The following is a 25959-nucleotide window of genomic DNA, read 5'->3' as shown; positions in this document are numbered from 1 at the left end:
TGGCGCGCCTGCCCTGCATCATATAGTGGCCTCAGGCGCCGCTCCAGGCCTGTTCGTTCAAACGCTCGCTCTGAACCACGGTCTCCCGCGTACGCCGCACATGTTCCAGTGCGGGCGTGATGACCTGCATGAGAAGGTCGAAAGCCGGGTCGATTTCATCCTCAGGCACACAGGCATAACCCAGCAAGATGCCCGGGCGCGCTTTCTGTTCGTCGGCGTAATAGCGCGACAGCGGACGGGCGGTTAGGCCGAGTGTTCGCGCGGCGATGGAGATGCCAAGGTCGTCGGTGCCCTCGGGCAGATGCAGCACCAGATGCAGCCCCGCCTCATGAGTAGAAATGGGCCAGTCCGCGCCCAGATGCTTGGCGATGGCGGCCCTGAGCAGGGTCTGGCGCACGGCATAGCGCTGTTTCATGCGGCGGATATGGCTGGCGTAATGGCCTCCCTCGATAAAATCCGCCAGCACTGCCTGGTCCATCAGCCGCCCCTCGCGATAAAGCTCCGCCAGTCCCGTCGCGAAATGCGCGGCCAGCCGGCGCGGCAACACCATGTAACCCATCCGAAAACCAGGGAACAGGGTTTTGGAGAAGGTGCCCAGGTAAAGCACGCGATCATGGGCGTCCAGACCCTGCAAGGACCCGATGGGGCGGCCGTCGAAGCGGAATTCGCTGTCGTAATCATCTTCAACGATCCAGGCGCCGCGCTTGTGTGCGTACTCGAGCAGCATGCGCCGCCGCGCCAGGCTCATGACCATGCCCAGGGGATATTGATGCGAAGGCGTCACGAAGATAAAACGCGGCGGCTCTTGCATCTGGGCCGCGTCAGGCGCCATGCCTTCCTCGTCGACCGGCACTGGCACCGGCGTGATGCCGCAGGCCACCAGGGTGGAGCGCGCGCCCCAATAACCCGGATCTTCCATCCAGGCGGTGTTACCGGTGTCGCCCAGCAAGCGGGACAGCAGGCTGATCGATTGATGGATACCCGTGGTGATAACGATCTGATCCGGCTCGCAACGCACCGAACGCGCCAGGCGCAGATGTCCGGCGATGGCCCGGCGCAGGGGCGCGTAGCCCGCGCCATAGGCATAGGTCAGCAACTCGGGAGACTGCTGGCGCCAGCGGCGGCTTAACAGCCGGTTCCAGGTCGCGCGCGGAAACAGGGAGAGGTCGGGCACACCCGAGACGAAGGCGCCCCACTGACGGTCGGAGGCCGAGGCGCCCTGCACCAGCTTGCTGCCGCGCCGCGATAACAAAAAAGGCGTGGCAGGCGCATCTGCATCCGCGCCGTTCAAGGGCTCATCTGGCTCCGGCACGGTATCGGAAACGAAGGTACCACTTCCGAAGGCGGAGACCAGATATCCCTCGGCAAGAAGCTGATCGTAGGCATGCAAAATAGTATTGCGGGATAACCCTGTGTCGTTTGCCAGCACACGGGTGGCGGGCAGCTTGGTTCCTGCGGGCAGCTCGCCGGCGAGAATCAAACTGCGCAAGGTGTCACAGATCTGCCGGGACAGCGAGGTACTTCCTTGTCGGTCCAAACGCAGCAATAAGCGTTCCGACAGAATCAACTCTTTCAAAGTGGCACCTGAAATTCGAATCAATTTGGATCTATTGAGAGTACCAAATATTCGATACGCTCCTCCAGCATCAAAAAGTCCAAATAAATGCAAAGGGGAAAAACTTGCAGCCGGACACAAAAGCAGCCATTCACAAGACAACGATGACGGCGCTCGCGGCGGTCAATCTGTCGCGCACACGGCATTTTCGACTTGGCTGAATAAACACTGTCGTGGTGCATGAGCGTGCACCACGATGCAGCATCCGGCGGGCCTCAACCGCGTCCGCCGGCTAAGACATCCGCAATGGCATGAAGTTTGCTTGAGTTACTCAGGCGCTTCGCGCCCACTTATCTCATGACCGCCGGGAGGCCTGCAGTGAAACTGAAACACGCCATCAAACTCTCCGCTTGCGCGCTTGCTTTGGCCCTGCCTTTGGGCACGGCCCTGGCACAAACCAAGGGCGGCACCCTCAATATGATCGTGCAGCCTGAGCCGCCCATCCTGATTCCAGCGATGAACCAACAGGCGCCCACGCAGTTTGTGGCCGGCAAGATCTATGAAAGCCTGCTGACCTATGGCTTTGACCTCAAACCGCAGCCAGGCCTGGCCAAGTCCTGGGAAGCCAGCCCGGACGGCCTGTCGTACACCTTCCATCTCCAAGACAACGTCAAGTGGCATGATGGCAAGCCGTTCTCGGCCGATGACGTGGTGTTCTCGCTGACCGAACTGCTGCCCAAGGTGCATGCCCGCGCCCGCGTGATTCTTGGCAAATACATCGACAAGGTCGAGAAGGTCGACGACAAGACGGTCAAAATTTCGCTCAAAGAGTCCTTCCCGGCCTTCATGCTGATGTTTGAGCCCGGTTTCGCGCCCATGATGCCCAAGCACATCTATGCGGGCACCGATTACGCCAGCAACCCGGCCAACCAGAAGCCCGTAGGCACCGGCCCCTTCAAGCTGAAGGAATGGAAACGCGGCGAATACATCAAGCTTGAGCGCAACCCCGACTACTGGAAGCCCGGCAAGCCCTACCTGGACGAGCTGATCTTCAATGTGATTCCGGATTCCGCCTCGCGCGCCGTGGCCTACGAGCGCGGCAGCGTGGACGTGCTGCGTGGCGGCGACGTCGATAACGTTGACGTCAAGCGCCTGCGCGCCCTGCCCAACACCAACTACACCACCCAGGGCTGGGAAATGTTCTCGCCCCAGGCCTACTTGATCTTCAACATGCGCAAGCCGCCCTTTGACAACGTCAAGGTGCGTCAGGCCGTAATGTCGGCGATGAACCGCAAAATGGTGGTGGACAACATTTTCTTTGGCCAGGGCAAGGTCTCGACCAGCCCCTTCGCCGCCACTGAAATGTTCCACGACAAGAACCTTGCGGCCCAGTCGTTCGACATGAAGAAGGCGCGCGAGCTGATCAAGGAATCCGGCATCAAGCCTCAGGATTACACCATTCGCCAACTGAGCTTCCCCTATGGCTCCACCTGGGACCGCCTGGGCGAGTACACCAAGCAATCGCTGGAACAGCTGGGCTTCAAGGTTCAACTGGAATCCACCGATGCGGGCGGCTGGGCCTCGCGCACCGGCAACTGGGACTTTGACCTGACGACGACCTACTCCTACCAATACGGTGATCCGGCGCTGGGTGTGCAGCGTCTGTACGCCACCTCGAACATCGTCAAGGGCTCGCCTTTCGCCAACGTGCAAGGCTATAGCAACCCCGCAACCGATGTGCTGTGGGAACAGGCCGCCGCCGAAGTCGATCCGGCCAAGCGCGAAGCCATTTACGCCAAGATCCAGAAAACCCTGGTCGACGAAGTGGGCAACGGCTACCTGGTCGACATGGAGTTCCCGACCATTTACCGCGACAAGGTCAAGAACCTCGTGAAGACCGCCATCGGCCTGAACGAAACGTTCGACGACGTCTACATCGAGAAGAAGTAACCCTGACGCGGCCTCTGCCGCGACAGGCCGGAACCGCCTTATGGCGGTTCCGGGCCTTATCCCTCAGAACGGCGCGCGCCGTTGCCTGGAGATGCAACACATGAAATTCCTGTCTTTCCTCGCCTCGCGGTTGAGCAAGGCCCTCGTGGTCGTGTTCGGCGTGGTGATCATCAATTTCTTCCTGATCCGCCTGGCACCTGGCGATCCGGCCGCCGTGCTGGCCGGCGAAGCCGGCGCAGGCGATCCGGCCTATATTGAACAGCTACGCACGCAATTCGGGCTTGACCAGCCTGTGCTGACGCAGCTCGGGCTTTACCTGAAAGGCGTGGTCCAACTGGATCTGGGCTATTCCTATCGCAATCATCTGCCGGTGCTGGACCTCATCGTCGAGCGTTTGCCCGCCACCTTTCTCTTGATGATTTGCGCCTTCCTGTTTTCCATCATCCTTGGCGTATGGCTGGGCGTGGTGGCTGCCAAAGCGCGCTACTCCAACAAGCGGCGCTGGATCGACAGCAGTGTCATGACCGGCGCTCTGCTGCTCTATGCAACGCCGCTGTTCTGGCTGTCGCTAATGGGCATTCTGCTGTTCTCCGTGATGCTGGGCTGGCTCCCCGCCTTCGGCATGGAGACGGTAGGTTCCAACCTGACCGGTCTGGCCCGCGTCTGGGATATCGCCCAACACCTGGTACTGCCGACAGTCACCCTGGGCTGTTTCTTCATGGCTGTGTACGTGCGCCTGACGCGCGCCTCCATGCTTGAAGTGATCGGCATGGACTTCGTGAAAACGGCCCGCGCCAAAGGCGTGCCGCCCGACCGCGTGATTCGCTCCCATGTGCTGCGCAATGCGCTCTTGCCCGTCATTACCTTCGCCGGCATCCAGCTGGGCCAGATGGCCGGTGGCGCCGTGCTGACCGAAACCGTGTTCGCCTGGCCGGGAATCGGCCGGCTGATGTTCGATGCGCTCTTGCAGCGCGACTACCAGCTGCTGCTCGGCATCTTCCTGATTACCTCCATCATGGTCGTCGCGTTCAACCTCATCACCGACATCATCTACCGCTTTATCGACCCCCGCATCGCCGCGGGCGGCAACCAAGGAGCCGCCGCATGAAAGGCTTCATCAAACGCTATATGCGCAACTATGGCGCGGTCGCCGGCCTGATCATCGTGGCGATCGTGGTTTTCCTCGCCCTGGCTGCACCGCTGCTTTATGAAGAATCGCCCTGGATGATGGTGGCCGCGCCCCTGATTCCGCCCTTCACGGATGCCGCCTATCCTTTCGGTACCGACATGCTGGGCCGCGACATCACCGCCGGCCTGGTATGGGGCGCCCGCGTCTCGCTGATGGTGGGTCTGCTCTCGACTGGCGTTGCGCTGCTGTTCGGCATCCTGGTGGGCGCCGCGGCGGGCTATTGTGGCGGTCGGGTTGACGACGCGTTGATGCGCTTCACCGAATTTTTCCAGACCATCCCGCAACTGGCCATGGCCGTGGTGCTGGTGGCGGTGCTGGGCCCGTCGGTGTATTCCATCATGGGCGCTATCGCCGTCGTCTCGTGGCCGCCGGCCGCGCGTCTGGTGCGCTCTGAGTTCATGACGCTCAAGCAACGCGAGTTCGTACAGGCCGCCATCGTGATCGGGCAAACGCCGGGCCGCATCGTCTGCTCGCAAATTCTGCCCAATGCCATGTCGCCCATCATCGTTTCAGCCTCTTTCATGGTGGCCACGGCCATTCTGACCGAGGCCTCCCTGTCCTTTCTGGGCCTGGGCGACCGCAACATGATGAGCTGGGGTTTCATGATCGGCGCGGCGCGCACCATGATCCGTGAAGCCTGGTGGATGAGCGTCTGGCCGGGCATGGCAATTCTGCTGACCGTGCTGGCGATCAATCTGATCGGTGAAGGCTTGAATGACGCCCTCAACCCGCAACTGCGCAAACGCGGCGAATAGGAGGCCGGACATGACTACCGAAAACACGACGCCGCTTTTGTCGGTCCGCAATCTGAGCATCGCCCTGCCCGCTGGTGGTGACCGTCCCTTCGCTGTGCAGAATGTTTCGTATGACATCCGCGCAGGCGAGATTCTCTGCATTGTCGGCGAGTCCGGCTCCGGCAAGTCCATGAGCGCCAACGCCATCATGGGCCTGCTGCCCGACTACCTCAAGCCGCAGGGCGGGCAGATCCTGTTCAAGGGCATGGATCTGCTTACCCAGACGGAGGACAAGCTGCTGTCCATGCGTGGCAAGGACATGGGCATGATCTTCCAGGAGCCGCTATCGGCCTTGAACCCCCTCATGACGGTGGGCGATCAAATCGCTGAAGTCATGCGGGTGCACAACGCCTATCCGGGCGAGGCGCGCCAGCGCCGCGTGCTGGATTTGCTGGCCTTCGTGGGCCTGCCCGACCCGGCGACGCTCTACCACGTCTACCCCTTCCGTCTTTCCGGCGGTCAACGCCAGCGCGTCATGATCGCGATGGCGCTGGCGCTCGAACCGGCCTTCCTGATCGCTGACGAGCCCACCACGGCTCTGGACGTCACCACGCAGGCGCAGATTCTGGCGCTGATCGCCCGCATCCAGAAAGAAAAAGGCATGGGGGTGATGTTCGTCACCCATGACTTCGGCGTGGTGGCCGAGATCGCCCATCGCGTTGCGGTGATGGAGAAAGGCGTGCTGGTCGAAGAGGGTCCGGCGGATCAGGTGCTGAACCGTCCTCAACACCCCTATACCCGCCGCCTGATCGCCGCGGTTCCGCACCGCCGGGCCGAAGATCGCGATGCCGTCAGCACGGAAGCGCCCGTGCTCGCGGTGCGCAATCTGAAGAAAACCTATGTCACCGGCCACAGCGGCCTGTTCGGCAAGAAACGCGTCGTTAACGCCGTGGACGGGGTCAGCTTCGACGTAAGGCGTGGCGAAACCCTGGGCATCGTGGGCGAATCCGGCTCGGGCAAATCCACCATCGGCAAATGTCTGCTCAAGCTGATTGGTATCGACGGTGGCGAACTGATCTTCAACGGCCGCGATATCGCCGGCCTGAGCGAAGGTCAGTTCAGGCCCATCCGCAAAGACATCCAGATGATTTTCCAGGACCCGTTTGCCTCGCTCAACCCGAGGCAAACGGTGGGCCGCATCATCAGCGACGGCCCGGTCGCCAACGGTACGCCGCGCGCCGAAGCCGATAAACGCACGCGCGAATTGCTGGCCCTGGTCGGCCTTGACGTCTCCGCCTTTGACCGTTATCCGAACCAATTCTCGGGCGGCCAGCGCCAACGCATCGGCATTGCTCGGGCGCTGGCGCTGGAGCCCAAGGTACTGGTGGCCGATGAATCGGTATCCGCCTTGGACGTGTCAGTACAGGCCCAGGTATTGCAATTGCTGCAAGATCTGCAAAAGCGGCTGCGCATCGCCTTGATCTTCATTACCCACGATTTGCGGGTGGCCGCGCAGATCTGCAATTCGGTGCTTGTGATGCATCGCGGCAAGGTGGTGGAACACGGCAGCCCCGGCCAGATTTTCGACCGGCCGCAGAACGCTTACACACAGCAACTGATCGCCGCCGTCCCGGGCCAGCATTGGGACCCGACCAAAGCGCAGACAGCCTAGCTATGAGCCAAACCATCGACCCGTCCGCCGACTGGAATGCACGCCGCGCCGCCGCCACCCCGCGAGGGGTGGGCGTGATGTGCAACTTCTATGCCGACCGGGCGGAAAACGCCGAAATCTGGGATCTGGAGGGACGCCGCTATATTGATTTCGCGGGCGGCATCGCCGTGCTCAATACCGGCCATCGCCATCCTTCGGTGATGCATGCCGTGAACGCACAAATGGCGCGATTCACCCACACGGCATACCAGATCGTTCCCTACACCAGCTATGTCGAGCTGGCCGAGCAGATCAATGCCCGGGCGCCGGGAGATTTCGCCAAAAAAACGGCGCTTTTCACCACGGGTGCGGAAGCCGTCGAAAACGCCGTGAAAATCGCCCGCGCCGCCACAGGCAGGCCCGGCGTGATTGCCTTTGGTTCCTCTTTCCATGGCCGCACCCTGCTAGGCATGGCGCTGACCGGCAAGGTCGTCCCTTACAAGCTGGGTTTTGGCCCCTTCCCTGCCGACATCTACCACGCGCCTTATCCCAATGCCCTGCATGGCGTGACCAGCGAAGACTCGCTGGCCGGCATCAAGACCTTGTTCAAGACCGTGGTGGACCCGCGCAGCGTCGCGGCCATCATCATTGAGCCAGTGCAGGGGGAAGGCGGCTTCAATGTCTGCCCGCCCGAGTTTATGCGCGCCCTGCGCGCGCTGTGCGACGACCACGGCATCCTGTTAATTGCCGATGAAGTTCAGACTGGCTTTGGCCGCACCGGGCGTATTTTCGCCATGGAACATTATGGCGTGGCTCCCGACCTGACCGCCATGGCTAAAAGCCTGGCGGGCGGGCTGCCCCTGTCGGCAGTCTGCGGCCGAGCCGAGGTCATGGATGCGCCGGCGCCGGGCGGTTTGGGCGGCACCTATGCCGGCAACCCGCTCGCGGTGGCGGCGGCGCTGGAAGTGTTGCGCGTCATCGACGAAGAAGACCTGCTGGCGCGTAGCTGGCAATTGGGAGAGCGCCTGAGCGCACGGCTGCGCGAGCTGGGCAGCGAAGTGCCCGAGCTGGCCGAAGTGCGCGCACTGGGCGCAATGGTGGCCGCCGAGTTCAATCAACCGGGATCGAACGCCCCGAGCCCTGCCTTCGCACGCCGTGTCCAGGCGCAGGCGCTTGAACTTGGCTTGCTGCTGCTGACCTGTGGCAGCGAAGGCAACGTGATCCGCTTTCTCTTTCCTCTCACCATCAGCACGGAATTGATGGATGAGGCCCTAGACATTCTAGGTAAAGCCATGCGTGGCCAACCCTGACAGAACGAGGAGACGCAAATGCAACGACCCGCCGCCATCCCTACCGTACAGATCGACAACGAGCACGTTACCGTCACCGAGTGGCGCTTCCCGCCGGGTGCCGAAACGGGTTGGCATCGCCACGGCATGCACTATGTCGTGGTGCCGCAGACGACGGGCAAGCTATTGCTCGATACCCCTGAGGGCCAGCGCGAAAGCCAGCTGACCACGGGCATCGCCTACACCCGCCCCGAAGGCGTTGAGCACAACGTCATCAATCCCAATGATACCGAATTCGTCTTTGTCGAGATCGAGATCAAAAAGGCCTGACATCGTCAGCGAGGATAGAAATGAAGGCTTTTTTTTCTGAAGAGCAACTACAACACCAGCCCCAGCAATTCATGCGCCTGGGCCGTCTCAGCTCTCCCACCGATGTGCCGGCGCGCGCGCAAACCCTGCGCGCCATGCTGCAATCGCGCGGCATCACGGTGGAAAGCCCGCCGGACTTCGGCCGGGAACCGCTGACAGGCATCCACAGCAGCGCCTATCTGGACTATCTCGAGCACGCTTACGAGCGTTGGCAGGCCTTGCGCGAGGAAGGACTTGACCCGGGCCCCGAAGTCCTGCCCAACCTGTCGCCCTACTACAGCGGCCGCCATGAGCTGCCCTCGCGCCCGGCCTGCCTGTCGACATCCATCGTCGCGCAGACCGGCTATTACCTGAGCGACCTGTCCTGCCCCATCGGCCCGAACACCTGGCGTGCCGCTCTGCGCTCGACGCACAACGCCGTCGCCGCCGCCGACTGGGTGCGCCAGCACCAAGGCGCCGCCTACGCGCTATGCCGTCCTTCGGGGCATCACGCCCACAACGACCGCGCCGGCGGCTTTTGCTATCTGAACAGCAGCGCGGCGGCTGCGCAACGCTTGACCCAGACGTGGAAGCGCGTCGCCGTTCTGGATGTGGACGCGCATCATGGCGATGGCACGCAAAACATCTTTTATCAGCGCTCCGATGTCATGACGTTGTCGCTGCACGCCGACCCGACGGGCTATTACCCCTTCTATACCGGCTACGCCCATGAGCGCGGCTATGGCAGCGGCCACGGCTACAACCTCAATTTTCCACTACCGCACGGTTCGGGCAATGAGGTGTTTTTGCAAAACCTGGACAATGCGCTGATCGCCCTGCGCGACTATCGCCCCCAGGCACTGGTGCTGGCCCTCGGTTTCGACACCTACAAAGACGACCCCATCAGCGTGCTCAAACTGGACCTGGATGCCTACCGCTACATCGGCGAGCGCATCCAATCTCTGGCGCTGCCCACCGTGGTGGTGCAGGAAGGTGGTTATATGGTAGAGAGCATCGGACCCGCGCTGGACGCCTTTTTGCAAGGCATGGCGCTGACCAAGGCATAAGCAAAGGAATTCATGATGAGCAATATTTCGGATATCTCGATCAACGGCGAACGCCTGTGGCAATCCCTGATGGAACTGGCCCGTATCGGCGCCACTGAAAAAGGCGGCAACTGCCGCCTTGCGCTGACGGATCTCGACCGCCAAGGCCGCGACCTGGTGTCGGGCTGGATGCGCGAAGCCGGTCTGGAAGTCACCGTTGACCAAGTGGGCAACATCTTCGGCCGTCGTCCGGGCACGGACCCGTCCAAACTGTCTGTCGCCACCGGCAGCCATATCGACACGCAACCCACCGGCGGCAAGTTCGACGGCTGCTTCGGCGTCATGGCTGGCCTGGAAGTGATGCGCACGCTGCAAGAGCGCGGCATCCAGACCGAAGCCCCCATGGAGCTGGTCATCTGGACCAATGAAGAAGGCACGCGCTTCGTTCCCGTCATGATGGGTTCGGGCGTTTTCTGCAATGTATTCCCCCTGGAAACCGCCCTGTCGGCCACCGATCTGGAAGGCAAGTCGGTGCGCGACGAACTGGCCCGCATCGGCTACGCTGGCAGCGAGCCGGTCGGGCAGCGCAAGCTGGGCAAATACTTCGAAGCCCACATCGAGCAAGGCCCTATTCTTGAAGCCGAGGACAAGGTGATCGGCGTGGTGACAGGCTCGCTTGGCCTGCGCTGGTACGACGTCACGGTCACTGGCATGGAAGCCCATGCAGGCCCCACGCCCATGCCGCTGCGCCGTGATGCGCTGTACGCATCCACCCACTTGATGCAGGAAGTCATTCGCATCGCACTGGACTACGCCCCGCAGGGCCGTGGCACGGTCGGCGTGGCCAATGTCTACCCCTCTTCGCGTAACGTCATTCCCGGCAAGGTATCGTTCTCCGTCGATCTGCGCCATGAAAACGCTGAGCTTCTGGCCGAAATGGATGCCCGCCTGCGCCGCGCCTGCGAAGCGCTGGCCTCGGGTGCGACCACCGGCTATCCGGTCCAGGTGGAGCTAGAAGACGTGCAGCACTTCCCGCCGACGCCCTTCGCGCCCGAGCTGGTCGAGGCCGTGCGCGATCAGGCCCGCGCCCGCGGCCTGTCGGAAATGGACATCGTGACCGGCGCAGGCCACGATGCCGTCTATGTCGCCACCGTCACCCCGACCGCCATGATTTTCGTGCCATGCAAGGATGGCATCAGCCATAACGAGGTTGAAGACGCCAAGCCCGAGCATCTCGAAGCCGGCGCCAATGTGCTGCTGGGCGCCATGCTCAGTCACGCGGGGATCGCCAAGTCATGAGCCCGGACAAGGCGGCGTCACCACGCGCCGCCGGGATATTGTGCTTTCTGGCCGCGCTCGTCGCCCTGGCGAGCTTCGACGCGGCCTCCAAGCATATGCTTGCCTACTACCCGGCGCCCTTTCTGAACGTGATGCGCTATGGCGTGGTGGCAAGCATCGCGCTGTATCTGCTGCTAAGGCGCGGCGCGCCCAGTTGGTCCCGCCAGCCGTACAAGCCGCTATTGCTGGCGCGTGGTCTGGCGCTGGGTACGGTCGGCACCTGTTTCATGACTGCGCTGATCTGGATGCCATTGTCGGAAGCCACGGCCATCTACTTCACGTCGCCCCTCATCATGGTGGCGCTGTCGCCCTGGCTATTGGGTGAGCACGTGGGCCGGGCCAAATGGCTGGCGGTATTCGCCGGTTTTGGCGGCATGCTGCTCATCGTGCGCCCCGGCTCGGACCTCCCGCCTTTGGGCACCGCGCTAATGGCTGTTTCGGCCGTTGCCTACGCCATTTTTCAGGTACTCACGCGCAAGCTGGCGGGCAAGGTCGACAGCCAGGTGCAATACGCCTATACGGCTTTCGTCTGCCTGGCGATGACCGCGCTGCCCGCCCCCTTTTTTCTGCCGGACCCCTGGCCTGGCCTGAGCGACAGCCTGTTCATCCTGGGCATGGGGCTCAGCAACGGTATTGCGCAAATACTGCTGATCGCCGCCTTTCAACGCGTGGAAGCCTCCACCCTGGCGCCGCTGAACTACTTCCATCTGCTGATGGCGATGGCCTTCAGCACTTTTCTTTTCAACCGCCCGCCTGACGGCCTGGCGGTAGCCGGCATGATATTGATCGTAGGCGCCGGTATTTTTCTCGTGACTCGGCGCGCTGCGCCAAGGAAAAAATCATGACCACACTCGCAGACTGGGAAGCACGCGCCAAAGCCGTGCGCCTGCAGAACAAGGCCTATATCGACGGCCAGTGGGTTGAGGGCGGTGAAACGCCTATTGACGCCATCAACCCGGCGACTGGCGAGCGCCTGACCCAGGTGGCTTCTTGCTCGGCTGCCGACATCGACCGTGCTGTCGCTGCAGCACGCCGTGCCTTCGAGGCTGGCGTATGGTCGCGCCTGCCCCGGCGGGAACGCAAGGCCCGCCTGCTCAAACTGGCGCAACTGATACGCGACAACACCGAAGAACTGGCACTGATCGAAACCCTGGACATGGGCAAGCCCATCTCCGACACCTTGGCCTACGACATTCCGGAATCGGCCACGACCTATGCCTGGTACGCCGAAGCCATCGATAAGCAGTATGACGAGATCGCTCCGACCGATGGCGATTCCTTGGCCATGATTACCCGCGAACCGCTGGGCGTGGTGGCCGCCGTCGTACCCTGGAACTACCCGCTGCTGATGGCGAGCTGGAAAGTGGCGCCCGCCCTGGCTGCCGGCAACAGCGTCATCCTGAAACCGGCCGAACAGTCCTCGCTAACCGCCCTGCGGCTGGCGGAGCTGGTCGAAGAAGCCGGCATCCCTGCTGGGGTGTTCAACGTCACTCCCGGCACTGGCCCGGTTGCTGGCCGTGCGCTGGGCCTGCATATGGATATCGATTGCCTGGCCTTCACCGGCTCGACCGCAACCGGCAAACGCTTTATGGAGTATTCGGGCCAATCCAACCTCAAACAGATCTGGCTGGAATGCGGCGGCAAATCGCCCCACATCATCTTCGATGACTGCCCCGACCTGGACCGCGCAGCCCTGGCTGCGGCCGTGGGCATCTTCAATAATCAGGGTGAAGTCTGCATCGCCGGCTCGCGTCTCTACGTGCATAGCGCCATTTACGAACGCTTCATGGAAAAGCTGGAAGCCTGGGCCTCGAAAATGCAGCCTGGCAACCCGCTCGATCCTGCATCGGCCATGGGCGCCATCGTTGACGAGCGCCAACTGGCCCGCGTCATGCACTATGTGGACACCGGCAGCCGCGAAGCCCACTTGCGGGTAGGCGGCAAGCGGGTGCGCAGCGAAACGGGCGGCTATTACCTCGAACCCACCATCTTCGAATGCGCCAGCGCCGATCTGACCATCATCAAGGAAGAGATCTTCGGCCCCGTGCTGGCGGTCACACGCTTTGAAAGCGAAGAAGAAGTCGTCGCGCTAGCCAACCAGTCGGAATACGGGCTGGGCTCTGGTCTGTGGACGGCCAATCTGTCACGCGCCCATCGCGTATCGCGCCAGTTGCGTGCGGGCCTGGTATGGGTGAACTGCTATTTCGATGGAGATGTGAGCGTGCCTTTCGGCGGCGTGAAGCAATCGGGCTTTGGACGCGACAAGTCCTTGCATGCGCTGGAAAAGTACACCTCGATCAAATCCACCTGGATCAAGCTGTAAGACCATGCAGGCCATGCGGCTTGCCCGCATGGCCTGTTTTTAGCTGCTCTCAATAACCGCGTTCGCGCGAGACGGTGCCCGACATAGTCTCGCCGCGCAAATAAGCGCGGATCTTGGACGCTACCTGAGCAATCGTTTCGCGGCGCAGGCTGAGCGCGGCGATATGCGGCGTGATGCTCACCTGGGGGTGCGTCCAGAACGGATGTCCGGCCGGCAGCGGCTCAGTCCGGAACACATCCAGTGTTGCCCCCGCCATCTGACCGCTTTCCAGCAGCGCCAGCAGATCTTCTTCGACCAGATGCGCCCCGCGCCCCATATTGATGAGGTAGGCGCCCGGCAGCAGCTTGGACAAGGTGTCGCGGCACAACAGATCACGCGTGTCATCGGTAAGCGGCAGCGTATTGATCAGCACACGCGTGCGGGCGAGAAAATCACCGAGCGTCTCGCGGCCGCCAAAGGCCTCAACGCCTTGCGGCGCCTTGCCGCTGCGCGACCAGCCCGCCACCGGATAATCCATGCCGGCCAGCGTGCTCGCCACGCGCGCGCCCATCACCCCCATGCCCAGCACGCCCACCGGCCACTCGCTACGATCGAGTTCGGGCAAAGCGACCCACTTGCCTTCGCGCTGCAAACGTTCGTATTGATCGAACTGGCGGCTGGCGCGCACCAAGGCATGCGCAGCGTACTCGGCCATCTGCACCGCCATCCCGGCATCTTCCAGACGCACGATAGGCAGATCCGCCGGCAAAGTCGGCAAACGGAACAGCGCATCCACGCCCGCGCCGAGATTGAAAGCCACCCGCAATTTGCGCTCGCGCTCGAACAGGGCTGCGGGCGGGTTCCAAACTACGGCAATCTCGGCATCCTGCACCGGCTGGTCTTCACGCCACAGAACCACTTCGGTGCCGGGCAGTTCCTTCGCCAAAGGAGTCAACCATTCAGCGGGATCGAGGTCATGACTGGAGGAGAAAATGATCTTCACGTTCGGGCTCTGCCTGCGTAGGATTGGTGGATAATGCTTCGATGATATATCAGCGCGCAAAGCCCTGATTCATTTAAAGCACCGCACCGTGCGGCCGTTTTCGGAACTCCTTCATGTCCAAGCTCAGCCAGGCCCAACAGCAAGACGTTCAGTACCAACTCCACTCCTACACCAATGGCGTGAAACACGCCCAGGTCGGGCCGCGCATCATGACCCGCGGCGAGGGCATCTATGTCTACGATGACCAGGGCAAGCGCTATCTGGAGGGCATGGCGGGGTTATGGAGCGTCGCGGTGGGCTTTGGCGAACCACGCCTGGTCGATGCCGCCACTCGGCAGATGCAAGAGCTTCCTTACTACCACACCTTCACGCATAAATCGCATCCCAGCGTGATCGAGCTGGCCGAGCGCCTCATAGGCTATACCGATGGCCGCATGGCCCGCGCCTATTTCACCAACTCCGGCTCCGAAGCCAACGACACCGTCGTGAAGCTGGTCTGGTACTACAACAATGCGCTGGGCCGCAGCAACAAAAAGAAAATCATCGCCCGCCAACGCGCCTATCACGGCGTGACGGTGGCCTCGGCCAGCATGACCGGCCTGCCGGGCAATCACAAGGGCTTTGATTTGCCGCTGCCGCAGATTCTGCATACGGCCTGTCCGCACTATTACCGCAATGCGCTGCCCGGCGAAAGCGAGGAAGACTTCGCCAGCCGTCTGGCTGCTGAGCTCGAAACCCTCATCCGCGAAGAAGGCCCCGACACCGTGGCCGCCTTCATCGGCGAACCCGTCATGGGCGCCGGCGGCGTCATCGTCCCGCCGCGCACCTATTGGCAGAAAATCCAGGCCGTCTGCCGCAAGTACGACATCCTCCTGATTGCCGACGAGGTGATCACAGGTTTTGGCCGCCTGGGCAAACGCTTCGGCTGCGAGGTCTTTGATATCGAACCCGACATGATGGTGCTGTCCAAACAGATCACCTCATCGTATCAACCCCTGGGCGCGGTGCTGCTCAACGCCAAGGTGGCGGACGTCGTTCAAGAATACAGCGGCCGCCTGGGCAGCTTCGGTCACGGTTACACCGCCAGCGGCCATCCCGTCGCCACCGCCGTCGCCCTCGAAAACCTCAAGATCATCGACGAGCGCGGCCTGATCTCGCACGCCGCCGAAATGGGCGAGATCCTGCGTCAGGAGCTCGATGCGCTGGCGGGTCACCCCTTGATCGGAGAAATCCGCAGCGTCGGCCTGATCGCCGGCGTGGAACTGGTGGCCGACAAAACCACGCGCGCGCCCTTTGCCCCCCTGGGCCGGGCTGGCGCCTACGCCTACGAGCGCGCGCATGACCACGGCCTGATCGTGCGCGGCATCCAGGACACCGTGGCCTTCTGCCCGCCGCTCATCATTACGGCCGCCCAAGTGCGCGATATGGTCTCGCGCTTTGCCCGCGTGCTGGACGACACGGCCGCCCACCTCGCGAATCAGCCCTGATACCCCGGGCGGGCTCGCAGCAGAATGCGCGCCCGCCAAGACCCATCAGGGCGCCCGACGAATCGCACGAGGCGCGGCTGCCCGGTTCGACTGAGTAGGGGAGCGGCAGCCGCCGCGTTTTACACCATTGGCGGCAGATCTTTCAGATCAAGCGCTGGCGGCCCATCGTCGGACAGCGAGAGTTATGTCGGCCTGTCTTACTGAGTGGCGCCGAGCGTCAACAGACAGGCCACAATCCTAGACTGGATGCCGAGGCAAGCATGGGCCCGCCCCGCTCGCCAAACGCATCCTATACGCCGGGCTCGCCCCCCGCTATGGCTCGGACAGCCCAGGCTTGCACAGGCGTTCCTGCCTCCTGAGCGACGGTGACCCGGCCCCCTGGAAAAATCGCCCTTTACATCGGCCATGAATACCGGGACAGCCGTACGCGCCACCACTTCGGCCGACACCGCAAGCGTAAGAGTCTTAGCTGCCCCCGTGTCAGCCGTGACATCACGATGGTGCTTGGCCATGCCCGGCGACGGGGTGAGTTCCGCCTTGGGGCTCTTGGCTATGGCGAGAGGCTCGGACATCAGCAGGCTGCGGAATTCCCGGCGCGAAGGACCGATTTAGGGCCATAACCGGCCTCGCAGGCGTGGCGCCTGAGACACAGATGCGTAACGCTGCGGCGGCCCCGCCCTGGGCACGGTAAAATAACGGTTTGACGATCTTTCATCGGGACACCATGGCCGGACACAGTAAATGGGCCAATATCCAGCACCGCAAAGGCCGGCAAGACGCCAAGCGCGGTAAGCTCTGGACCAAAATCATCCGCGAAATCACGGTCGCCGCGCGAGCCGGCGGCGCTGATCCGGACAGCAATCCACGCCTGCGTCTGGCCTGGGACAAGGCCACCGACGCCAATATGCCCAAGGACAATGTCCAGCGCGCCATCCAGCGTGGCGCGGGCGGCGCTGACGGCGACAACTACGAAGAAGTCCGCTACGAAGGCTACGGCATCGGCGGCGCGGCGGTCATCGTCGATTGCATGACCGACAATCGCACCCGCACCGTGGCCGAAGTACGCCACGCCTTCGCCAAAAACGGCGGCAACCTGGGCCAGGAAGGCTCGGTGGCCTTTATGTTCAAGCATTGCGGCCAATTCCTGTTCGCCCCCGGTAGCTCCGAAGACAAGGTCATGGAAGTCGCTCTGGACGCAGGCGCTGAAGACGTCATCACCGACGACGAGGGCGGCATCGAGGTCATTTGCGCGCCGGCCGACTATCCCGCGCTGCGCCAGGCCTTTGAAGCCGCTGGCCTGAAGGCCGAAGTCGACGCCGTCATCATGAAGGCCCAAAGCGAAACCGAACTGACCGGCGACGACGCCATCAAGATGCAGAAACTGCTCGACGCCCTGGAAGGCCTGGACGACGTGCAGGAGGTCTATACCAACGTCGTCTTCGACGAAGCGCAGTAATCCCTATGCCCCGGCCTGGCCTTGCTGGCCCGGACGGGGCGTTTTATCCGACCTGGCACCCGCGCCTTTGCCGGGCGGCAACATCTTTCAGACTCACCGCACAATGAAACTCCTGGTAATCGGCTCGGGCGGCCGCGAACACGCTCTCGCATGGCGTCTTGCCCGCTCGCCGCGAGTGCACAAGGTCTATGTAGCACCTGGCAACGGCGGCACGCAAACGGGTGATCTACTCGAAAACATCCCGCTCACCCAAGCCGAGGAGCTCGCGGACTTCGTACAACGCGAAGGTGTGTCACTGACTGTCGTCGGCCCCGAAGCCCCTCTGGCCGCCGGTGTCGTCGATGTGTTCCGCGCCCGCAATCTGAAGATATTCGGACCGACCAAGGCCGCTGCCCAACTCGAAAGCTCGAAGGACTTCGCCAAGGCCTTCATGGTGCGCCACAACATCCCGACAGCGCGCTACCAAACCTTCACTGATCCTGCGCTGGCCCATGCCTATGTCGATCAGGAGGGCGCGCCTATTGTCATCAAGGCAGATGGCCTGGCCGCCGGCAAGGGCGTCGTCGTGGCGGCAACGCTCGAAGAAGCGCACGCCGCGATCGATGCCATGCTGGGCGACGGCTCGCTTGGCCACGCGGGCGCCCGCGTTGTCATCGAAGAATGCCTGCAAGGCGAAGAAGCCAGCTTCATCGTCATGGTCGATGGCCGTAATGTGCTCGCCCTGGCCACCAGCCAGGACCACAAACGGCTGCAAGACGGCGATCAAGGCCCGAACACGGGCGGCATGGGCGCCTACTCGCCCGCCCCCATCGTGACGCCCGAGCTGCATCACCGCATCATGCGCGAAATCATTTTGCCGACCGTACAGGGCATGGCCCGCGACGGCATCCCCTATACCGGTTTCCTGTATGCCGGCCTGATGATCGCCCCTGGCGACGATCCCGATCGCGCCATCAAGACGCTCGAATTCAATTGCCGCATGGGCGACCCGGAAACCCAGCCCATCATGATGCGCGTCAAGAGCGACCTGCTCGATGCGCTGGAGCACGCCGTCGATGGCACGCTGGACCAGGCCGACATCATCTGGGACCGCCGCACCGCCCTGGGCGTGGTGCTGGCTGCCCCCAACTACCCTGGCACGCCGCGCACCGGTGGCGTCATCAACGGCCTGCCCGCGGAAACCGCTGATTGCATGGTTTTCCATGCGGCCACCGAACGCGATGGCGATCAGGTCAAGACCACCGGCGGACGCGTATTGTGCGTCACGGCGTTGGGCGATTCGGTTCGCATGGCGCGTGAGCGCGCCTATGAAGCGGTCAATCAGATTCACTTCGATGGCCGCCAGTACCGCAGCGACATCGGCTGGCGCGCCCTGAAACCTTCGCAACAAAAGCCCAAGGTATGAGCGCCTTCGTAGACACCTCCGCCGTCAGCCAATATCTGCTGAACCTGCAGAACCGCATCGTCACGTCGCTGGAGGCCACCGGCGGCGAGTCCTTCCGCAGTGACGCATGGGAACGCCCCGAAGGCGGCGGCGGTCTGTCGCGACTGATCGAGGGCGGCCAACTCCTCGAGCGCGGCGGCGTGCTTTTCAGCCACGTTACCGGCACGCGCTTGCCCCCCTCGGCCAGCGCCCACCGACCCGAACTCGCGGGCCGCTCCTGGGAGGCGATGGGTGTGTCGCTGGTGCTGCATCCGCGCAATCCCTATGTGCCAACCACGCACATGAATGTGCGCATGTTCGTGGCCGCGGCGCGCCCCGGCCACGATGAGCAAGATGTATTCTGGTTTGGCGGCGGACTGGATCTCACGCCCTATTACGCCTACGAAGACGACGCGCGCCATTTTCACACCGTGTGCCGCGATGCGCTGGCCCAACACGGCCCGGACTACTATCCGCGCTTCAAGCGCTGGTGCGACGAGTATTTCTATCTCAAGCACCGCAAAGAAACGCGTGGCGTGGGCGGCATCTTTTTTGATGACCTCAATGAGGCCGGTTTCCCCGCCTCCTTCGCCTTGATGCGCTCAGTCGGCGACAGCTTTCTCGACGCCTATCTGCCCATCGTCGAACGCCGCCGGGCGCAAGCCTATGGCGAACGCGAGCGCGACTTCCAGGCTTACCGGCGCGGCCGCTATGTCGAATTCAACCTGGTGTATGACCGGGGTACGCTATTCGGCCTGCAATCGGGCGGGCGCACCGAATCGATTCTGCTGTCCATGCCGCCGGCCGCCCATTGGCGCTACGACTGGCAGCCGCAGCCCGGCACGCCAGAGGCCGAACTGTCTGCTTACCTCACGCCCCGGGAATGGGTTTGAAACGCATCGGCTTGCTGGGGGGCAGCTTCGACCCCATTCATGTCGCCCATGTGACGCTGGCGCAAAGCGCCCTCGCCCATCTGCAACTCGATGAGGTGCAGCTCGTCCCGGCAGCCAATCCGTGGCAGCGCGCGCCGCTCGCTGCCACCGCCCAAGACCGGCTGGCCATGATCAACGCCGCCATTGCCGGCCTGCCGGGCCTAGCGGTCAACACCAGTGAAATTCAGCGCGGCGGCGCCACCTATACCGTCGACACCATCCTCGCCCTACCCCAGGACGCGCGCTACACCTGGATTCTCGGAGCGGATCAACTGGCCAATTTCTGCACCTGGCGAGACTGGGAAACCATTGTCCGCCATGTGGATCTCGCCGTGGCGACAAGGCCGGGAAGCACGCTGCAAGCGGCGCCCGAACTGGCGCAAGCACTGCTCGAGGCAGGCCGGTCGCTGCGCGAACTGCCTTTCACGCCCATGCCGGTCTCTGCCTCCGAGATCCGTCAACGCCTGGCTCAGGGCCAGAACACCGAGGGTCTGCTGCCCGAAGGCGTAGCCCGTCATATCGCCGAACACGGCCTTTACCGTCCCGCATAAGCGGCGGCCAATTCCCTCGCGGGTTATCATTTCATTCATGGATATTCAAAAACTACAACGCGCCGTCATCGACGCCCTGGAAGACGTCAAAGCCCAGGACATCAAGGTGTTCAGCACCACGCACCTGACCAGCCTGTTCGATCGCGTCATCATCGCCAGCGCCACCTCCAACCGCCAAACCCGCGCGCTGGCCTCCAGCGTGGCCGATTGCGGCCGCGCGCTCGGCCTGAGCGGCGTCACCGTTGAAGGCGAAGACACTGGCGAATGGGTCGTGGTCGACCTCGGCTACATCGTCGTGCACCTCATGCAGCCGGCGATTCGACAGTACTACAACCTCGAAGAAATCTGGGGTGACAAGCCGGTGCGCGTCAAGCTGCTCCCTGAGTCCACCCGGCCCGCCCCCATCATGGGCAGCTACGATGCCGTCGGCGACGACGAAAACGAGTAAGCCTTGAAACTCATTGTCGCGGCAGTCGGAACCCGCATGCCGGATTGGGTCGAGACCGCCTGGGACGATTACGCCAAGCGGCTGCCGGCCGACTGCGCGCTGGAACTGCGCGAAATCAAGCCGGAACCGCGCACCAGCGGTAAAACGCCGGCTCAAATGATGGCCGCCGAGGCGCGCCGCATCGAAGCAGCGCTGCCTGCGGGCGCCTTGCGTATCGCACTGGACGAGCGCGGCCGCGACCTCACGACCGTGGGTTTGTCGCAGCAGCTCGAAAAATGGCGTGGCGAAGGCCGTGACGTGGCCTTTCTGGTCGGCGGCCCCGATGGGCTGGACGCCCAGCTGAAAGCCAGTTGCGGTGGCCTGATCCGTCTGTCCTCGCTGACGCTGCCGCATCCCATGGTGCGCGTCCTGCTCTCCGAGCAGCTCTACCGCGCATGGGCCATCCTGACCAACCATCCCTATCACCGTGCCTGAGCCCATGGACCATTGCCCGCGTCTTTATTTGGCTTCGGCCAGTCCACGCCGGCGCGAACTGCTGACGCAGGTCGGTCTGGCCCATACCGTACTGCACCTACCCGCCCCGCCCGGCGAAGACGAACCGCAATGGCCCGGAGAAGCCGCGGCCGACTACGTTCTGCGCACTGCGCGCGACAAGGCGCAGCGGGGCCAGATCTGGATGCGCGAGCAAAACCTGCCCGCACTGCCCCTACTGGCGGCCGACACCACCGTCATCCTGGATGGCCGGGTCCTGGGCAAGCCTGCGGACCGCAGCGACGCAGTAGCCATGCTGGCCGCCCTGTCCGGCACCAAGCATGAAGTGCGCACCGCAGTCGTCTTGGTCCATGAAGATCGGCTATACGAAGCCGTTTCCATCACCCATGTCAGCATGAGAGCGCTGACGGCTGCCGAACGCGAGCGCTATTGCGATAGCGGCGAACCCTACGGCAAGGCGGGCGCTTACGGCATCCAGGGTCTGGCTGGCAGTTTCATCAGCCATATCGACGGCAGCTATAGCGGCGTCATGGGCCTGCCCCTTTTCGAAACTGCCGAACTGCTGCGGCGAGCGGGCATCGCGCTACCCTGATAAGTCGCCGCGGCGCAGCGCTCAGCCTCCTCTTGGCCGCCAGGATGGCCGACGGTAGGCATGCCCTGCCCCGTCAAGCTCGGCCTTTCTCCAAGAGACCGGAACAGACCTCTGCTGCTCCATCATGAAAATGCAGTGTCAAACCCAGACGGCGCCCGCTGCGCACAGGGCTGATCGCCTGCTTTATGCTGACGCGGTAATCCGCGCGCTTCCCTTGGCATGGGCGCAGCCCCCCGCAGAGAATGGCAGCATCGCCCTGCCGCAAAGGGACGACCATCGGCCGGGATTGCATGCGCGGCCGCTGCTCAACCAGCACCAGCTCGCCCCCCGTGAAATCCTCCCCTGGCATGGACAACAGGCCGGCCAGCTGTAGCGGGAAACCGGCAGCGCCGTTCGTACCCGGATGTAAACCCATATAGTCCGACTGATACAGCTCAGTCAGATGGCTCATCTGCGCTTGCGACACAGGCGCCTGAGAGGAGAGCCGATAACGGTGAGGCTGCCCCAGTCGCGCATTCCAACGATTGGCGATTGCCTCCAAAGGCGCATGGCAGGCCGCGCTCAGCGCCGCCAATGCCGGCGGTAAAGCCGACGGAAAATAATGCAGCCTGCCCTGGCCAGCCGCGCCGAGCGGCGCTCGGCGCAGACCGTCCAGCGTCAATGCCATCAAGGCAGGATCGGCCCTCAGCAGACCCGGAATCAGGGCATAGCCCTCTTCATCCAACTGAGCGCCTATCCGCCCCCAATCCAGCACGAACATATCAGCCTCGCCAACCATGAGCCGGCATGCGCCACAAATACCAGGTTGCTGCCGTGCGCCAAGGTTGCCAGTCCTGCCCGATCTCGCGCATGGCGCGCGGTGTGGGCGCCTGGGCCAGTCGCTTGAGACGGCGATAGCCTTCACGCACACCGAAATCATCGGCCGGCAAAATATCGGGGCGCTCCAGGGTATAGATCAATAACATCTCCACCGTCCATCTTCCCACTCCCTTGAGCGTGACCAGACGCTCGATCAGGCTTTCATCATCCAGCCGCAACGCCTCCTCACGGGTGGGCACCAGACCATCCAAGGCCGCCTGAGCAATGCCACGCACTGTGGCCAGCTTGGCCGCCGAGAAACCGCAGGCACGCAGCAACTCGGGCTTTGTTGCGAGCAATTGCGCAGGCCTTGGAAAACACCCAGCCAGCGCCTGTAATCGCAACAAGATCGCGTCACCCGCCTTGGCATGCAATTGCTGATAAGCAATCGCCCGCAGCAAGGCCTCATAAGGCTCACGATCTGGCCTTGTCTCGAGCCGGCAAGGGCCGACAGTGCAGACAAGCCGCGCCCAATCCTCGTCAAGACTGGCCAGAAAGCGGCTTGCCCGAGCAGGGCTTTGTTCGCTCATGGTGTTCAGCACGCATCATGGAAAATCAGGCCGACCGTGTGCCGGCGGCCACTCAGCACACGGCTCACGCCATGCCGCATGGCGGCGCGGCGAAAGCCGCCGCGTTTGCCGGGCAGGGGCCGCTGATTGACGGCAAATACCACAGCATCTCCTTGATTCAGAGGGACAAGCTCGACGCGTTGCGCCTTGCCGCAGGTCTCGGTCATGACAAACTCGCCGCCCTCGAAATCCCGCCCTGGCTCGGACAGCAAAATCGCCAGCTGCAAGGGAAACACCAACTCGCCATAGAGGTCTTGATGCAGACAGTTATAGTCATTCGGACCGTACTGAAGCATCAAGGGCGTCGGGCGCCGCTGTCCCGCCGCATGGCATTGCGCAAGAAACGTGGCGAGGTGGTCCGGATACCGGGTTGCCAGACCCAAATGCCGGTTCCATCGATTGGCGATAGGCGCCAGGCGCTGATAAAGCCCGTGGCGCAAACCATCGAGCAGATCAGGCAAGGGATAAGCAAAATACTTGTACTCTCCCCGCCCAAAACCATGCCGGGCCATGACCACCCGGCTGCGATAGCCCGTCTTGTGCGAGTAGGTCGCCGCCAACGCTTGGCAAGCGGCGGGGTCCAGCAACCCCGGCAACACGGCATAGCCACTGGCATCCAACTCGCGCTCGGCGGCATCCCAACCGGACCTCATCGGGCACGCTCCTGCTCCAGCAATAGACGCTTGCGCTCAATACCCCAACGGTAACCCGTCAGGCTGGCATCCTGACGCAACACCCGATGGCAGGGGATAAGCACCGCCAGCACATTCGCGGCACAGGCGCCCGCCACAGCGCGTACGGCCTCGGGCCTCTTCAAGCCCTGCGCCACCTCGGTATAACTGCGCGTCTGCCCGGCCGGAATGTCGCACAAGGCCTGCCAGACCGACTGCTGAAACGACGTGCCCCCCACATCAAGCTCGATGTGTCCCGCCGCCCGACCCAGGTCAAGAAAATCCGTGATCAGCGCCAGTTCAGGCGCATGCTCGACCGGCACAAGCGGCACCGTCGAAAACACCGACTCAAGTTGCAGCCGCAGCGCTGCGTCGCTATCACCGATGAAAATACAGCAGACCCCCTCCAGGCTAAGGCCGATCAGCACACGGCCCAGCCTTATCGGGCCGCAGACATAACGGATGGGGCCCGCCACTGGCTGCCCCGGCGCACGCAGTTTGAGTTGAAAAAAAGGAGGGCTGCAGGTAGACATGATGGCGGCTCCGAAGCCTGTGACATGCCCTCAGTCTAAGCATGGTTTGAGCCACGCAAACCCCGTTTCTTGCGCTCGAAATTCGCCCCCAAAAAAAACCGGGCGCTATGCCCGGTCTTTTCACTGGCATCCGGCCCGCGCCAAGGCGCGGCCGCTGCCCTCATCAATGGCCCTGCCGGGCCGGACTCGTCGGGTCCGTGGAGGGCAGTTCGCCATCGCTATTGAGCGCGACATGCAAGGCCGTCTTGTCCAGCTCGCCTTCCCAGCGCGCCACCACGATCGAAGCCGTGGCATTACCCACCAGATTGGTCAAGGCGCGGCACTCGGACATAAAGCGGTCCACACCCAGGATAAGCGCCATCCCCGCGACCGGCACCGTCGGCACGACAGACAGCGTTGCCGCCAACGTAATGAAGCCTGCGCCGGTAACACCCGCCGCCCCCTTGGAGCTCAGCATCGCCACTAAGAGCAGGAGAATCTGATCTCCCAACGACAGCGGGATATCGCAAGCCTGGGCGATGAAAAGCGCGGCCATCGTCATATAGATATTGGTGCCGTCCAGGTTGAAGGAATAACCCGTGGGGACCACCAGGCCGACCACCGACTTCGAACACCCGGCGCGCTCCATTTTCTCCATCAGCGTGGGCAGCGCCGCTTCCGACGAGCTAGTGCCCAGCACCAGTAGCAGTTCTTCGCGGATGTAACGCACCAGCTTGATAATGGAGAAGCCGTTGTAGCGTGCCACCATACCCAGCACGACCACCACAAACAGCACCGACGTGGCGTAGAAGGTACCGACCAACATCGCCAGGTTGACGATGGACTTGATACCGTACTTGCCAATGGTGAAAGCCATGGCGCCAAAGGCACCAATAGGCGCGGCCTTCATCAAGATGGCAACCAGCTTGAACACCGGCGCCGACAAGGCGTTGAAGAAGTCCGTGATGGGCTGCGCACGCGGACCAACCATGGCCAGCGACAGACCGAATAGCACCGCCACGAACAAGACCTGCAGAATGTCCCCCCCGACGAAGGGGCTGAGCATGGTCGCCGGAATGATGTTGAGCAGGAAGCCCGTGATCGTCGAGTCATGCGCCTTAGTCACATAACCGGCCACCGACTTCTGGTCCAGCGATGCCGGATCGATGTGCAGGCCCGCGCCCGGCTGAACGATATGGCTCACCACCATGCCAATGATCAGGGCCAGGGTCGAGAACACCAGAAAGTACACCATCGCCTTGCCTGCCACGCGGCCGACTTTTTTCAAGTCGCTCATGGCGGCGATACCCGTGGTCACCGTCAGAAAGATCACCGGCGCGATGATCATCTTCACCAGCTTGATGAAGCCATCGCCCAGCGGCTTCATCGCCTCGCCCAAATCCGGCTTGAAATAGCCCAATAACACGCCAATCACGATGGCGACGAGTACCTGCACATACAGAATTTGATAGAACTTATGCTTACGCACCGGAGCGCCGGCGCTTTGATCCACTTCAATCATCGGGTGTCCCCACCAGTATTCCCGGCACTTATTGCACTGCA

The 25959-nt window shown here is 62.7% G+C and carries 26 protein-coding genes; 18 read left to right on the top strand and 8 right to left on the bottom strand.

Annotated elements, in window-relative coordinates; translation table 11 throughout:
* Positions 1–31: 31 nt before the first annotated feature.
* Positions 32–1576 (bottom strand): MocR-like pyridoxine biosynthesis transcription factor PdxR, encoded by a 1545-nt coding sequence (pdxR, locus tag U0029_RS07095; protein ID WP_082011709.1) that lies wholly within the window; start codon positions 1574–1576, stop codon positions 32–34.
* Between the two features lie 336 nt (positions 1577–1912).
* On the opposite strand from pdxR, the gene U0029_RS07090 reads away from it, so the two are divergent.
* The 10 genes from U0029_RS07090 (at position 1913) to U0029_RS07045 (ending at position 13423) form a co-directional block, all read left to right on the top strand.
* Positions 1913–3505 (top strand): ABC transporter substrate-binding protein, encoded by a 1593-nt coding sequence (locus tag U0029_RS07090; protein ID WP_086935793.1) that lies wholly within the window; start codon positions 1913–1915, stop codon positions 3503–3505.
* Positions 3506–3596: 91 nt separating this feature from the next.
* Entirely contained in the window at positions 3597–4613 is a 1017-nt protein-coding gene (locus U0029_RS07085; protein ID WP_012417857.1) for an ABC transporter permease, read from the top strand.
* Positions 4610–5449: an ABC transporter permease gene (locus U0029_RS07080; protein ID WP_012417858.1), complete on the top strand. Its 840-nt coding sequence runs from the start codon at positions 4610–4612 to the stop codon at positions 5447–5449. Before U0029_RS07085 ends, U0029_RS07080 begins: the two co-directional genes overlap by 4 nt.
* A gap of 10 nt (positions 5450–5459) precedes the next feature.
* Positions 5460–7100, top strand: a complete 1641-nt coding sequence (locus tag U0029_RS07075) for an ABC transporter ATP-binding protein (RefSeq protein WP_012417859.1) — start codon at positions 5460–5462, stop codon at positions 7098–7100.
* A gap of 2 nt (positions 7101–7102) precedes the next feature.
* A complete protein-coding gene (gabT, locus tag U0029_RS07070) occupies positions 7103–8389 on the top strand; it encodes a 4-aminobutyrate--2-oxoglutarate transaminase (RefSeq protein ID WP_012417860.1) in 1287 nt (428 codons plus the stop codon).
* 18 nt (positions 8390–8407) lie between these two features.
* Positions 8408–8698 (top strand): cupin domain-containing protein, encoded by a 291-nt coding sequence (locus U0029_RS07065; protein ID WP_012417861.1) that lies wholly within the window; start codon positions 8408–8410, stop codon positions 8696–8698.
* Between the two features lie 20 nt (positions 8699–8718).
* Entirely contained in the window at positions 8719–9783 is a 1065-nt protein-coding gene (locus tag U0029_RS07060) for a histone deacetylase family protein (RefSeq protein WP_114852757.1), read from the top strand.
* 15 nt (positions 9784–9798) lie between these two features.
* Positions 9799–11061, top strand: a complete 1263-nt coding sequence (locus U0029_RS07055) for a Zn-dependent hydrolase (protein WP_114852756.1) — start codon at positions 9799–9801, stop codon at positions 11059–11061.
* The gene (locus U0029_RS07050; RefSeq protein WP_012417864.1) at positions 11058–11945 is read left to right on the top strand and encodes a DMT family transporter; all 888 of its coding nucleotides are present in this window, start codon (positions 11058–11060) and stop codon (positions 11943–11945) included. Before U0029_RS07055 ends, U0029_RS07050 begins: the two co-directional genes overlap by 4 nt.
* The gene (locus U0029_RS07045; RefSeq protein ID WP_012417865.1) at positions 11942–13423 is read left to right on the top strand and encodes an aldehyde dehydrogenase; all 1482 of its coding nucleotides are present in this window, start codon (positions 11942–11944) and stop codon (positions 13421–13423) included. The genes U0029_RS07050 and U0029_RS07045 overlap by 4 nt, the downstream gene beginning before the upstream one ends.
* 49 nt (positions 13424–13472) lie before the next feature.
* Here the strand turns inward: U0029_RS07045 and U0029_RS07040 are convergent, their stop codons facing one another.
* Positions 13473–14405 carry a 2-hydroxyacid dehydrogenase gene (locus tag U0029_RS07040; protein ID WP_114852755.1) on the bottom strand — a complete coding sequence of 311 codons (933 nt, stop codon included), beginning with the start codon at positions 14403–14405 and terminating at the stop codon, positions 13473–13475.
* Between the two features lie 113 nt (positions 14406–14518).
* On the opposite strand from U0029_RS07040, the gene U0029_RS07035 reads away from it, so the two are divergent.
* Positions 14519–15892, top strand: coding sequence for an aspartate aminotransferase family protein (locus U0029_RS07035; protein ID WP_114852754.1), 1374 nt, complete (start codon positions 14519–14521; stop codon positions 15890–15892).
* Between the two features lie 197 nt (positions 15893–16089).
* Here U0029_RS07035 and U0029_RS17275 read toward each other — a convergent pair whose 3' ends face one another.
* Entirely contained in the window at positions 16090–16404 is a 315-nt protein-coding gene (locus tag U0029_RS17275) for a helicase HerA-like domain-containing protein (protein ID WP_407655216.1), read from the bottom strand.
* Positions 16405–16616: 212 nt separating this feature from the next.
* Between U0029_RS17275 and U0029_RS07030 the strand changes: the two genes are divergently transcribed.
* From U0029_RS07030 to U0029_RS07000, 7 genes are all read left to right on the top strand, one after another.
* Positions 16617–17348, top strand: coding sequence for a YebC/PmpR family DNA-binding transcriptional regulator (locus U0029_RS07030; RefSeq protein WP_012417869.1), 732 nt, complete (start codon positions 16617–16619; stop codon positions 17346–17348).
* Positions 17349–17451: 103 nt separating this feature from the next.
* Positions 17452–18753, top strand: coding sequence for a phosphoribosylamine--glycine ligase (purD, locus tag U0029_RS07025; RefSeq protein ID WP_039051948.1), 1302 nt, complete (start codon positions 17452–17454; stop codon positions 18751–18753).
* Positions 18750–19664 (top strand): oxygen-dependent coproporphyrinogen oxidase, encoded by a 915-nt coding sequence (hemF, locus tag U0029_RS07020; protein WP_114852752.1) that lies wholly within the window; start codon positions 18750–18752, stop codon positions 19662–19664. Before purD ends, hemF begins: the two co-directional genes overlap by 4 nt.
* Positions 19661–20254 (top strand): nicotinate (nicotinamide) nucleotide adenylyltransferase, encoded by a 594-nt coding sequence (gene nadD, locus U0029_RS07015; protein WP_114852769.1) that lies wholly within the window; start codon positions 19661–19663, stop codon positions 20252–20254. Before hemF ends, nadD begins: the two co-directional genes overlap by 4 nt.
* A gap of 37 nt (positions 20255–20291) precedes the next feature.
* Positions 20292–20702: a ribosome silencing factor gene (rsfS, locus tag U0029_RS07010; RefSeq protein ID WP_012417873.1), complete on the top strand. Its 411-nt coding sequence runs from the start codon at positions 20292–20294 to the stop codon at positions 20700–20702.
* A 3-nt stretch (positions 20703–20705) separates the two neighbouring features.
* The gene (gene rlmH / locus U0029_RS07005; RefSeq protein ID WP_012417874.1) at positions 20706–21176 is read left to right on the top strand and encodes a 23S rRNA (pseudouridine(1915)-N(3))-methyltransferase RlmH; all 471 of its coding nucleotides are present in this window, start codon (positions 20706–20708) and stop codon (positions 21174–21176) included.
* Positions 21177–21180: 4 nt separating this feature from the next.
* The gene (locus U0029_RS07000; protein WP_012417875.1) at positions 21181–21786 is read left to right on the top strand and encodes a Maf family protein; all 606 of its coding nucleotides are present in this window, start codon (positions 21181–21183) and stop codon (positions 21784–21786) included.
* Positions 21787–21859: 73 nt separating this feature from the next.
* Here U0029_RS07000 and U0029_RS06995 read toward each other — a convergent pair whose 3' ends face one another.
* From U0029_RS06995 to U0029_RS06975, 5 genes are all read right to left on the bottom strand, one after another.
* Positions 21860–22564: a 2OG-Fe(II) oxygenase gene (locus U0029_RS06995; RefSeq protein WP_039051949.1), complete on the bottom strand. Its 705-nt coding sequence runs from the start codon at positions 22562–22564 to the stop codon at positions 21860–21862.
* Positions 22548–23174: a DNA-3-methyladenine glycosylase family protein gene (locus tag U0029_RS06990; protein WP_012417877.1), complete on the bottom strand. Its 627-nt coding sequence runs from the start codon at positions 23172–23174 to the stop codon at positions 22548–22550. Before U0029_RS06990 ends, U0029_RS06995 begins: the two co-directional genes overlap by 17 nt.
* 5 nt (positions 23175–23179) lie before the next feature.
* Positions 23180–23866, bottom strand: a complete 687-nt coding sequence (locus U0029_RS06985; protein ID WP_012417878.1) for a 2OG-Fe(II) oxygenase — start codon at positions 23864–23866, stop codon at positions 23180–23182.
* Positions 23863–24417 carry a methylated-DNA--[protein]-cysteine S-methyltransferase gene (locus tag U0029_RS06980; protein WP_114852751.1) on the bottom strand — a complete coding sequence of 185 codons (555 nt, stop codon included), beginning with the start codon at positions 24415–24417 and terminating at the stop codon, positions 23863–23865. Before U0029_RS06980 ends, U0029_RS06985 begins: the two co-directional genes overlap by 4 nt.
* 163 nt (positions 24418–24580) lie before the next feature.
* Positions 24581–25918 (bottom strand): dicarboxylate/amino acid:cation symporter, encoded by a 1338-nt coding sequence (locus tag U0029_RS06975; protein ID WP_012417880.1) that lies wholly within the window; start codon positions 25916–25918, stop codon positions 24581–24583.
* Positions 25919–25959: the final 41 nt, after the last annotated feature.

The sequence above is a fragment of the Bordetella avium genome, from assembly GCF_034424645.1.
GTDB classification, from domain to species: domain Bacteria; phylum Pseudomonadota; class Gammaproteobacteria; order Burkholderiales; family Burkholderiaceae_B; genus Bordetella; species Bordetella avium.
This window is presented reverse-complemented; position numbering and strand designations above follow the sequence as displayed.

Excerpts from the sequence above, each read along its gene's own strand:
- U0029_RS07090 (WP_086935793.1), top strand. The coding sequence starts at position 1,913 with ATGACCGCCGGGAGGCCTGCAGTGAAACTGAAACACGCCATCAAACTC.
- U0029_RS07085 (WP_012417857.1), top strand. The coding sequence starts at position 3,597 with ATGCAACACATGAAATTCCTGTCTTTCCTCGCCTCGCGGTTGAGCAAG.
- U0029_RS07080 (WP_012417858.1), top strand. The coding sequence starts at position 4,610 with ATGAAAGGCTTCATCAAACGCTATATGCGCAACTATGGCGCGGTCGCC.
- U0029_RS07075 (WP_012417859.1), top strand. The coding sequence starts at position 5,460 with ATGACTACCGAAAACACGACGCCGCTTTTGTCGGTCCGCAATCTGAGC.
- gabT (WP_012417860.1), top strand. The coding sequence starts at position 7,103 with ATGAGCCAAACCATCGACCCGTCCGCCGACTGGAATGCACGCCGCGCC.
- U0029_RS07065 (WP_012417861.1), top strand. The coding sequence starts at position 8,408 with ATGCAACGACCCGCCGCCATCCCTACCGTACAGATCGACAACGAGCAC.
- U0029_RS07060 (WP_114852757.1), top strand. The coding sequence starts at position 8,719 with ATGAAGGCTTTTTTTTCTGAAGAGCAACTACAACACCAGCCCCAGCAA.
- U0029_RS07055 (WP_114852756.1), top strand. The coding sequence starts at position 9,799 with ATGAGCAATATTTCGGATATCTCGATCAACGGCGAACGCCTGTGGCAA.
- U0029_RS07050 (WP_012417864.1), top strand. The coding sequence starts at position 11,058 with ATGAGCCCGGACAAGGCGGCGTCACCACGCGCCGCCGGGATATTGTGC.
- U0029_RS07045 (WP_012417865.1), top strand. The coding sequence starts at position 11,942 with ATGACCACACTCGCAGACTGGGAAGCACGCGCCAAAGCCGTGCGCCTG.
- U0029_RS07035 (WP_114852754.1), top strand. The coding sequence starts at position 14,519 with ATGTCCAAGCTCAGCCAGGCCCAACAGCAAGACGTTCAGTACCAACTC.
- U0029_RS17275 (WP_407655216.1), bottom strand. The coding sequence starts at position 16,404 with ATGGCCAAGCACCATCGTGATGTCACGGCTGACACGGGGGCAGCTAAG.
- U0029_RS07030 (WP_012417869.1), top strand. The coding sequence starts at position 16,617 with ATGGCCGGACACAGTAAATGGGCCAATATCCAGCACCGCAAAGGCCGG.
- purD (WP_039051948.1), top strand. The coding sequence starts at position 17,452 with ATGAAACTCCTGGTAATCGGCTCGGGCGGCCGCGAACACGCTCTCGCA.
- hemF (WP_114852752.1), top strand. The coding sequence starts at position 18,750 with ATGAGCGCCTTCGTAGACACCTCCGCCGTCAGCCAATATCTGCTGAAC.
- rsfS (WP_012417873.1), top strand. The coding sequence starts at position 20,292 with ATGGATATTCAAAAACTACAACGCGCCGTCATCGACGCCCTGGAAGAC.
- U0029_RS07000 (WP_012417875.1), top strand. The coding sequence starts at position 21,181 with ATGGACCATTGCCCGCGTCTTTATTTGGCTTCGGCCAGTCCACGCCGG.
- U0029_RS06995 (WP_039051949.1), bottom strand. The coding sequence starts at position 22,564 with ATGGTTGGCGAGGCTGATATGTTCGTGCTGGATTGGGGGCGGATAGGC.
- U0029_RS06990 (WP_012417877.1), bottom strand. The coding sequence starts at position 23,174 with ATGAGCGAACAAAGCCCTGCTCGGGCAAGCCGCTTTCTGGCCAGTCTT.
- U0029_RS06985 (WP_012417878.1), bottom strand. The coding sequence starts at position 23,866 with ATGAGGTCCGGTTGGGATGCCGCCGAGCGCGAGTTGGATGCCAGTGGC.
- U0029_RS06980 (WP_114852751.1), bottom strand. The coding sequence starts at position 24,417 with ATGTCTACCTGCAGCCCTCCTTTTTTTCAACTCAAACTGCGTGCGCCG.
- U0029_RS06975 (WP_012417880.1), bottom strand. The coding sequence starts at position 25,918 with ATGATTGAAGTGGATCAAAGCGCCGGCGCTCCGGTGCGTAAGCATAAG.